The 7,813-nt window shown below is 61.6% G+C and carries 9 protein-coding genes; 3 read left to right on the top strand and 6 right to left on the bottom strand.

The window, feature by feature from the left end; translation table 11 throughout:
- Positions 1-153: 153 nt before the first annotated feature.
- The 6 genes from B3520_RS03275 to radC form a co-directional block, all read right to left on the bottom strand.
- The gene (locus B3520_RS03275) at positions 154-498 is read right to left on the bottom strand and encodes a YciI family protein (RefSeq protein WP_286805219.1); all 345 of its coding nucleotides are present in this window, start codon (positions 496-498) and stop codon (positions 154-156) included.
- Positions 499-645: 147 nt separating this feature from the next.
- Positions 646-1,374 carry an RNA polymerase sigma factor gene (locus tag B3520_RS03280; protein ID WP_286805220.1) on the bottom strand — a complete coding sequence of 243 codons (729 nt, stop codon included), beginning with the start codon at positions 1,372-1,374 and terminating at the stop codon, positions 646-648.
- Between the two features lie 30 nt (positions 1,375-1,404).
- Positions 1,405-1,986, bottom strand: coding sequence for an outer membrane beta-barrel protein (locus B3520_RS03285; protein WP_024461629.1), 582 nt, complete (start codon positions 1,984-1,986; stop codon positions 1,405-1,407).
- A gap of 192 nt (positions 1,987-2,178) precedes the next feature.
- The gene (gene rpmG / locus B3520_RS03290) at positions 2,179-2,334 is read right to left on the bottom strand and encodes a 50S ribosomal protein L33 (RefSeq protein WP_024461630.1); all 156 of its coding nucleotides are present in this window, start codon (positions 2,332-2,334) and stop codon (positions 2,179-2,181) included.
- A 12-nt stretch (positions 2,335-2,346) separates the two neighbouring features.
- Entirely contained in the window at positions 2,347-2,583 is a 237-nt protein-coding gene (rpmB, locus tag B3520_RS03295) for a 50S ribosomal protein L28 (RefSeq protein ID WP_024461631.1), read from the bottom strand.
- 382 nt (positions 2,584-2,965) lie between these two features.
- A complete protein-coding gene (gene radC / locus B3520_RS03300) occupies positions 2,966-3,640 on the bottom strand; it encodes a RadC family protein (protein WP_024461632.1) in 675 nt (224 codons plus the stop codon).
- A 133-nt stretch (positions 3,641-3,773) separates the two neighbouring features.
- Between radC and coaBC the strand changes: the two genes are divergently transcribed.
- From coaBC to argB, 3 genes are all read left to right on the top strand, one after another.
- On the top strand, positions 3,774-4,970 hold the full coding sequence (gene coaBC / locus B3520_RS03305; RefSeq protein ID WP_286805223.1) for a bifunctional phosphopantothenoylcysteine decarboxylase/phosphopantothenate--cysteine ligase CoaBC: 1,197 nt from the start codon (positions 3,774-3,776) through the stop codon (positions 4,968-4,970).
- Positions 4,971-5,014: 44 nt separating this feature from the next.
- Positions 5,015-7,483, top strand: a complete 2,469-nt coding sequence (locus B3520_RS03310; RefSeq protein WP_286805225.1) for a phosphomannomutase/phosphoglucomutase — start codon at positions 5,015-5,017, stop codon at positions 7,481-7,483.
- Positions 7,484-7,527: 44 nt separating this feature from the next.
- The coding region (gene argB / locus B3520_RS03315) for an acetylglutamate kinase (RefSeq protein ID WP_286875408.1) at positions 7,528-7,813 on the top strand (286 nt) is incomplete at its 3' end.

Genomic DNA, 7,813 nt, shown 5'->3' on the forward strand with positions numbered 1-7,813 from the left:
ACCGCCGTGTCATGTGTTTTTTACCGGACGCGCGGGTGCTCGGCCCCGCAGAGCTCAAGCACCGAATTGCCTCGACCAGCCGGGCCATTGCCGAACAGTACGAACCGGATACTGCCATGGCGCGCTGACTGCCATGGCGCGCGGAAGAGCGCGCTAGACCTGAAGCTGGCGAATCGGACGCACCTCAACGCTGCCCACCCGCGCCGGAGGAATACCGGCGGCGATGGTGATCGCTTCATTGAGATCCTTGGCGTCGATCATGTAAAAACCCGCCAACTGTTCTTTGGTTTCAGCAAAGGGCCCGTCGGTAATACTCACCTGCCCGCCACGTACCCGCACGGTGGTCGCAGTAGCAACCGGCTCCAGCGCCTCGCCGGCCAACATATGACCACGCTCGGCGAGGCTCTGGGCGTAGGCGTGGCACTCGGTATCTTCCGGGCTGTCGGGCAGACCGTGGAGATCCTGTTCATCACTGTACACAAGACAAAGGTATTTCATGGGACGTTTCCATTTTCAGGGCTAGACGTTAGGTGGCAACCCGCGTGGTTACACCGTCGGGCACCGTTCAGCTACCAGTAATCAGTCGTTTCCGGCCCGGTGAATTCGACACCGGGTGAACGCTCCACTCCGAAACCCCGGCTGTTGTTATTGCAGTGCCTTCAGACGCCCCTGGAGATAGCGTCGCTCCGGCTCCTGTTGAACCAGCGCCAGGGCCTCGCCATAGGCCTCCCAGGCCTCCCGGTCGCGCCCCAGTTTCGCCAACAGGTGCGCCCGGGCGGCGGGCAACAGGTGGTAGCCCGCCAGCGCACCCTGATCATGCAACTGGTCCATCAATGCCAGGCCCGCCGCCCAGCCGTCGCGCATGGCAACGGCGGCGGCCCGGTTCAGCGCCACCACGGGCGAGGGCGACACCTGCAGCAACAGGTCGTACAGGCCGACGATCTCCTCCGTGCTCAGGTCACAGACCTCCCGCAGGGTTAAGGCGATCTGGGCGTCGGGGGACAGACTGGGGTGACAACAGGTAAAGATCAGGCGCAGGCGGTCGTCTTCAATCCGATCATCATCGGTAAGCAGGTCGCGCTCGGTCTGCTGATACAGGGAATCGGCAATCGCCTGCTGAGACTCGTCAAAGCGGGCCCGTCGGCGCAGCTGATCAATCGCCTTGAAACGACCCGTGGACACCAACCAGGCGCGCGGGTTATCGGGAACCCCCTCACTGGGCCACTGGGTCGCCGCCACCATGAAGGCGTCATGCAGCGCCTCCTCGGCCAGATCAAAGCTCCCCAGCAGCCGGATCAGCGTGGCCAGTACCCGGCGCGACTCCCGCTGATACACCTCGGCGAGCTGTTGCTGACTGGAACCCTGATCAAGCATGCTGCCCCTGCCGACGTCCGATCACCGACCTCAGAAACGATAATCCCATTGCAAGGTGTAGGTTTCAAAACGGTAGTCATCGGTTTTGACCAACTGGCGATATTCGATATTGAAGTTCAACCGCTTGTTCACAAACCAGCCCATACCAATGCCATAGGATGTGCCCGACAGAGAGTCGTCGGCCTGGGTGCCGGTATTGCCCTGCCAGCGCGTTACCTGGGTATCCAGCTCTGCGTAGCCCAGCAATCCATACAGCCGAGCTACCTCATTGGTGATTTCCGGGCGGTAGTACAGGGCCGAGTAGGTCTTTACCTCGCGTTCGATCTCGCTCAGGCTGGCATCGGTTGCCTGCTCAGCCAGAAAATAATCCGAGCTGATGTCCCGGTCGTCCTTCAGTCCCGCACCCAGTCGAGCCTCGAGCCCCAACAGGCCGTTGTACTTGTATCCCGCCGAAAATTCGACCACCGGCATCTCGGCTTCATCGTAGGGGGTGCGGGCGTCTCCGGTGACCACCCCGCCACCAATACCGGCATAGAAACCCCGGTGGTTATCCGCAAGCGCGGGGACGGCCAACAGCACCAGTGCGGCGCCAATACTCCAAGCGGTTTTCATAAGCAGCTCCCTGAGGTGGGCGTTATCGGTCATTGTCACTTGGCGGGAAGTATCGCACAGCGGCGCGGGGGATCAACGGTCGGGGGACGATTTTCGAACCGGATTCACGTTTCAGTGGCGCAATTCCTACCCCTGAAACGACAGAACCCGGCACAGGGGCCGGGTTCTGATCGGAACGAAGCACAAAATCGCTTACTTGATTTTGCCTTCTTTGTAGACCACGTGCTTGCGGGCAACGGGGTCGAACTTTTTGATTTCCATTTTCTCGGGCATGTTCCGCTTGTTCTTGTCGGTGGTGTAGAAGTGACCGGTGCCCGCGGTGGAGTTCAAACGAATCTTATCGCGCATGGGAGTTCTCCTTTAAACTTGTTCGCCGCGAGCGCGCAGATCGGTCAGTACGGCGTCAATGCCGCGCTTGTCGATTACACGCATACCTTTGGAGGAAACCTTCAGCTTCACAAAACGCTTCTCGGATTCCACCCAAAAACGGTGAGAATGCAGGTTGGGCAAAAAACGACGCTTGGTGTGGTTTTTTGCGTGAGATACATTGTTTCCAGTAACGGGACGCTTGCCGGTTACCTGACATACCTTGGACATGGTCTTGCCTCGTCGTATTCAGCGCGCTGCGCTGCGGGTTGGTTGCTGCCACACCACAGCCCAGCACGGGGTGTTTTTGTAGCCTGATTCGATCAATTTGCGGCCCGGGGACACGAGGTCCGGGGGCGGCTCCTGGCGCTATGGCCGGCTACCCAGCCGCATAAGGGCGCGTTTTATACCAAAACCGACGAGCAATAGCAATGTTTTCTCCCGATTTTGGTGATTTTTTAGTCAACACCTACGAGTGGGCTTCACGTCCGGTCCGGTGTCGGGTGTACTGTTTCTGAACACGCCGTACATACGTCCCTGTAGGCTCGGATCGCGGGTCCCCGCTCTACGGTCCAGAAACAGTACACCCGACACCGGACCTCAGTGCCATTCTTCACAACCAACCGCGCTCGGCGAACGAGACGACTTCACCGTCACCGACCACCATGTGGTCCAATACTCGCACCCCCACCAGATCCAGCGCCTCCCGCAAGCGCTCGGTGATCCGGCGGTCCGCCTGGCTCGGCTCCGCCACGCCAGAGGGGTGGTTGTGAGCCAGAATCACCGCGGCCGCATTGTGAGTAAGTGCTCGCTTTACCACCTCTCTCGGGTAAACACTTGCGCCATCAATCGTGCCCTGAAACAACTCATCAAAGGCCCGGAGTCGGTGCTGGTTGTCCAGAAACAGCACCGCGAACACCTCGTGCGGGCGATGGCGAAGCTGGGCGCTGAGGTACTGGCGGACCAGATCCGGGCTGGTCAGGGAATCGCCCGCCTCCAGGCTGGCGGATAAATGGCGGCGCGCCATTTCCAGTACGGCCTGTAACTGGGCGAACTTGGCGCTGCCCAGGCCCTGCCCCCGGCAGAACGCGGCCTGCGAGGCCTCCAATAACGGGCGCAGGCCACCGAATTCGGCCAAGAGCTCCCGCGCCAGGTCCACAGCGGATTTGCCGGCGCAGCCGGTACGAAGAAAGATGGCCAGCAGTTCGGCGTCGGAGAGGGCGGCGGGGCCGCGGCTGAGCAGTTTTTCCCGGGGGCGTTCGGCCTCGGGCCATTGGGCAATGGACATGATGTGACTCCCTGTCTTGAAACGTCTGGTCTTGAAACCGGCTGGAAACGCGTCGTCCTAGTGATTCGGGGCTAGAGAATGGTATCTTAGCCGGTTCAAGTCAAGCTGTCAGACCTCCACAGACCGGATCGCCATGAGCTCACTGACCAACAAACGTATTCTGTTAGGTGTCACCGGCGGCATCGCCGCCTATAAGAGTGCCGAACTGGTGCGCCGCCTCAAGGAGCGGGGCGCGGATGTGCGCGTGGTAATGACCGCTTCGGCGCGCGAGTTCATGACCCCGCTGACCTTTCAGGCACTGTCGGGCAACCCGGTACATACCGATCTGCTCGATCCGGCGGCCGAGGCGGCCATGGGGCATATTGAGCTGGCCCGCTGGGCGGACCGGATTCTGGTGGCGCCAGCCAGCGCCAACTTCATGTCTCGCCTGGCCGAGGGGCGGGGCGATGACCTGCTGACCACCCTCTGCCTGGCGACCCGGGAGCCCATCGTTCTGGCACCGGCCATGAATCAGGGCATGTGGCAGAATCCGGCGACGCAGGCGAATCTGGAGACCCTAAAAGGGCGCGGTATTCACTTGCTCGGGCCCGGCGACGGCAGCCAGGCCTGTGGTGAAGTCGGCCCCGGCCGGATGCTCGAACCCGACACGCTGGCGGAGGCCATGGCGGCCCAGTTTGCCACCGGGCAGCTGGCGGGTCGCCACGTGGTGATCACCGCCGGCCCCACCCGGGAAGCCATCGACCCGGTGCGCTACCTGAGCAACCACAGCTCTGGCAAAATGGGCTACGCTTTAGCCGAAGCGGCTGTTGAAGCAGGCGCCCGGGTGACACTGATCAGTGGCCCCACCGGGTTGCCGACCCCCGAGCGCGTCACCCGTATCGACGTGACCAGCGCCCTCAAGATGCTTGAGGCCAGCCTGGCGCAGGCACCTCAGTGCGATCTGTTTATCGGTGCGGCCGCCGTGGCGGATTACCGCCCGGCCGACTATCAGCCGCAGAAAATGAAAAAAGGCAATGAGGACACACTGCAGATTACGCTGACCAAAAACCCGGACATTATTGCCGCCGTTGCCCAGATAGAAAACCGGCCCATCACCATAGGCTTTGCCGCCGAGAGCGAACAGCTGCTCGAATACGCCCGCGGCAAACGGGAGCGCAAGGGGCTGGATGCGATCATTGCCAATGACATCAGCCGCGAGGGGCTGGGCTTCAACAGTGATGACAACGCGGTCACCCTGATCGATGCCGAGCGTGAGCTGGCCCTGGGCCCGATGAGCAAAACCCGGCTGGCCCGCGCCCTGATCGCTGAGCTCAGCCGCTATACCCGCTGACTGACGACAACCATTCCAGAGACCGACAACGGGAATCCGATACCGTGGCGAACCGAACTTCCAAGGAACAACGACAAAAGCAGGCACGTCTGGCGCGCCAGAAGCTGATTGGCGCTCTGGTGCTGGGGGTACTCGTGCTGAACGGCCTGCTGGGTTACTGGCTGTACGGCATTCTGGTAACAGATGTTCAGGATCGTCGCCTGGAGGCGGCAGTGGAGGCTCAGGCCGAGCAACGTGCGCAGCCACTGCAGGATTATATTCGGGAGCTGCGGCAACGCGTGGCGGCACTGGCGGCAGAACCGGCCACCGCTGAGGCGCTTCAGGGCTCGACGGAGGTCCGACAGTCAGCGGCAGAAGCGATTGCCGCGCGCATTGAGCATAGCATTGCCGCGCGCCTGATTCCGGCGGGCAGCGCTCGGGTCGAACGCGACCACCCCGCCCCCATCCGATTTGCCGAGCTCGATCTGATCCGCCGGGCGGAGCGCCGTGACAATCACCTCCCGGAGCTGGCCAAAGTGGATCAACAATGGCAGTTGCATGTCATTGAACCCATTCCGCCGTCCGCCGACGAGCCTGTGGAGGGAACCCTCCTGGTCACACTCAATGACACCGGCTGGCGCTCGCTACTGGATGCCGCCAGTAAAAGCCTGGGGCGCACCGAGCTGCACCAACAGATTCCGGGCAGCAATCCCCTGGCGGTCTACCTGAGCGGTCAGGGGGAAGGCGGCGCCAAGCACTCCGTCGCCATCCCCAATAGCCACTGGCGCCTGAGCTTCACGGCCTCGCCCGAGCTGGTGGCCCAGACCCGCGAGCTTCCGACGCTCTGGCTGCTGGTCCTGTCCACCACCACCATCGGCGGATTGCTGCTGGCCTGGTTCAGTGGCCATATGATTGAGCGCCGACAGCGCCAGAGCGCCCGTCCCATTCAGGTGCCCGGCGCCGCGCGCTCGGGCGGCAAAAACGCCGACGCGCAAGACGAGCACGGCGAAGAAGAAATCGGCATGATCAACACGCTGTACCAGAACCAGGACATTCTGGACCTGGATGTCAGCGACGAGGACGAAGACATTCTCGCCCTGGACCAGGCACCCACCAAAACGGCCGCCGCCGACGCGACCCAGGCGGGCCAGTCAGGCCCGACCATCCCCGAGGGGATTTTCCGCTCCTACGACATTCGTGGCCTGGCCGATACCGAAATCACCCCGGAGCTGGCCGAGCATATCGGGCGGGCGCTGGGCAGCGAGGCGCTGGATCACGGCGAAACCGATATGGTGCTCGCCCGGGACGGCCGGACGCACAGCCCGGTATTGGCCGAAGCCCTGCGCAGCGGGATTGCCAGCACCGGTTGCAACGTGATTGATCTGGGCACAGTACCCACCCCCCTGATGTACTTCGCCACCCATCACCTGAGCGAAACCAGCAGCGGCGTCATGGTCACCGCCAGCCATAACCCCGGTAGCTACAACGGTTTCAAAATGATCATCAACGGGGTCACCCTGGCCGATGATGCGGTACTGGATGTACGCTCGCGGATTCAGCGCCAGCACTACCACCAGGGCGAAGGGGAGACCCGCAGCCACGACATCATCACCGACTATATCGAACGCATTTTCTCCGACGTCGCGCTGGTCGGTGCCGTGTCGCTGGTGATCGACGCGGGCAACGCGGTCCCCGGTGTGGTGGCGCCCCGGCTGTTCGAAGAGCTGGGCTGCGATGTGACACCGCTGTACTGCGACCTGGACGGCACCTTCCCCAATCACGACCCGGACCCGACTCAGGAAGCCAACCTTCAGGACCTTATTGCCAAGGTACAGGAAGTCGGTGCCGATCTCGGCGCGGCCCTCGATGGCGACGGCGATCGCCTGATTGTGGTCACCCCCCAGGGGCGGATCATCTGGCCGGATCAACTGTTGATGCTCTTTGCCCGCGACGTGCTCGGACGCAACCCCGGGGCCGATGTGCTGTTCGATGTGAAGTGCTCCCGCCAGCTGAACCAGCTGGTGACCAGTTATGGCGGTCGGCCGATCATGTGGAAAACCGGCCACTCCCACATGAAATCGAAAATGATCGAAACCGGGGCGCTGATCGGCGGTGAGTATTCCGGCCACATTTTCATCAAGGACCGCTGGTACGGGTTCGATGACGGTTTATACACCCTGGCGCGTCTGCTGGAAATCATCACCTTGCGCGATCAACCCATAGACGATATCTTCGCCGCCTTTCCGATTCTGCCCTCCACCCCGGAGCTGAAAATTCCGGTGCAGGACGACCAGAAATTCGCCCTGGTGGACCGGTTGATTGCCGAGGGCGACTTCCAGAGCGGCAAGCCGAGCACCATTGACGGGCTGCGGGTGGACTTTGCCAAAGGCTGGGGGTTGGTCAGAGCCTCGAACACCTCCGCGGCCCTGACCCTGCGCTTTGAAGGCGAAACCGAGGAAGCGCTGAATAAAATTCAGCAACTGTTTAAACGCGAGCTGTTGAAAATCGACAGTCAGCTCCAGATCGACTTTTAACCAACGTACCCTCAACAAGGTACTTTTAAACAACGGACCCCGCTATGTCACTGAACCGCACCCAGGCCATGAACGTGGCTCAGGTACTGACCGAGGCGCTGCCCTACATTCAGCGCTTTACCGGCAAGACCATTGTGATCAAATTTGGCGGCAACGCCATGGTGGACGAAGAACTGCAGAACAGTTTTGCCCGGGATATCGTGCTGATGAAACTGGTGGGCATGAACCCCATCGTGGTCCATGGCGGCGGGCCCCAGATTGGCGACCTGCTCAAGCAGCTCAACATCGAATCCGAGTTTGTCGGTGGCATGCGGGTGACTGACAGCAAAT

Origin of the sequence: Marinimicrobium sp. UBA4509 (assembly GCF_002388575.1) — a bacterium.
GTDB classification, from domain to species: Bacteria; Pseudomonadota; Gammaproteobacteria; order Pseudomonadales; family Cellvibrionaceae; genus Marinimicrobium; species Marinimicrobium koreense.

Coding starts and splice junctions, on each gene's coding strand:
- B3520_RS03275 (WP_286805219.1), bottom strand. CDS start 498: ATGAAATACCTTTGTCTTGTGTACAGTGATGAACAGGATCTCCACGGT.
- B3520_RS03280 (WP_286805220.1), bottom strand. CDS start 1,374: ATGCTTGATCAGGGTTCCAGTCAGCAACAGCTCGCCGAGGTGTATCAG.
- B3520_RS03285 (WP_024461629.1), bottom strand. CDS start 1,986: ATGAAAACCGCTTGGAGTATTGGCGCCGCACTGGTGCTGTTGGCCGTC.
- rpmG (WP_024461630.1), bottom strand. CDS start 2,334: ATGCGCGATAAGATTCGTTTGAACTCCACCGCGGGCACCGGTCACTTC.
- rpmB (WP_024461631.1), bottom strand. CDS start 2,583: ATGTCCAAGGTATGTCAGGTAACCGGCAAGCGTCCCGTTACTGGAAAC.
- radC (WP_024461632.1), bottom strand. CDS start 3,640: ATGTCCATTGCCCAATGGCCCGAGGCCGAACGCCCCCGGGAAAAACTG.
- coaBC (WP_286805223.1), top strand. CDS start 3,774: ATGAGCTCACTGACCAACAAACGTATTCTGTTAGGTGTCACCGGCGGC.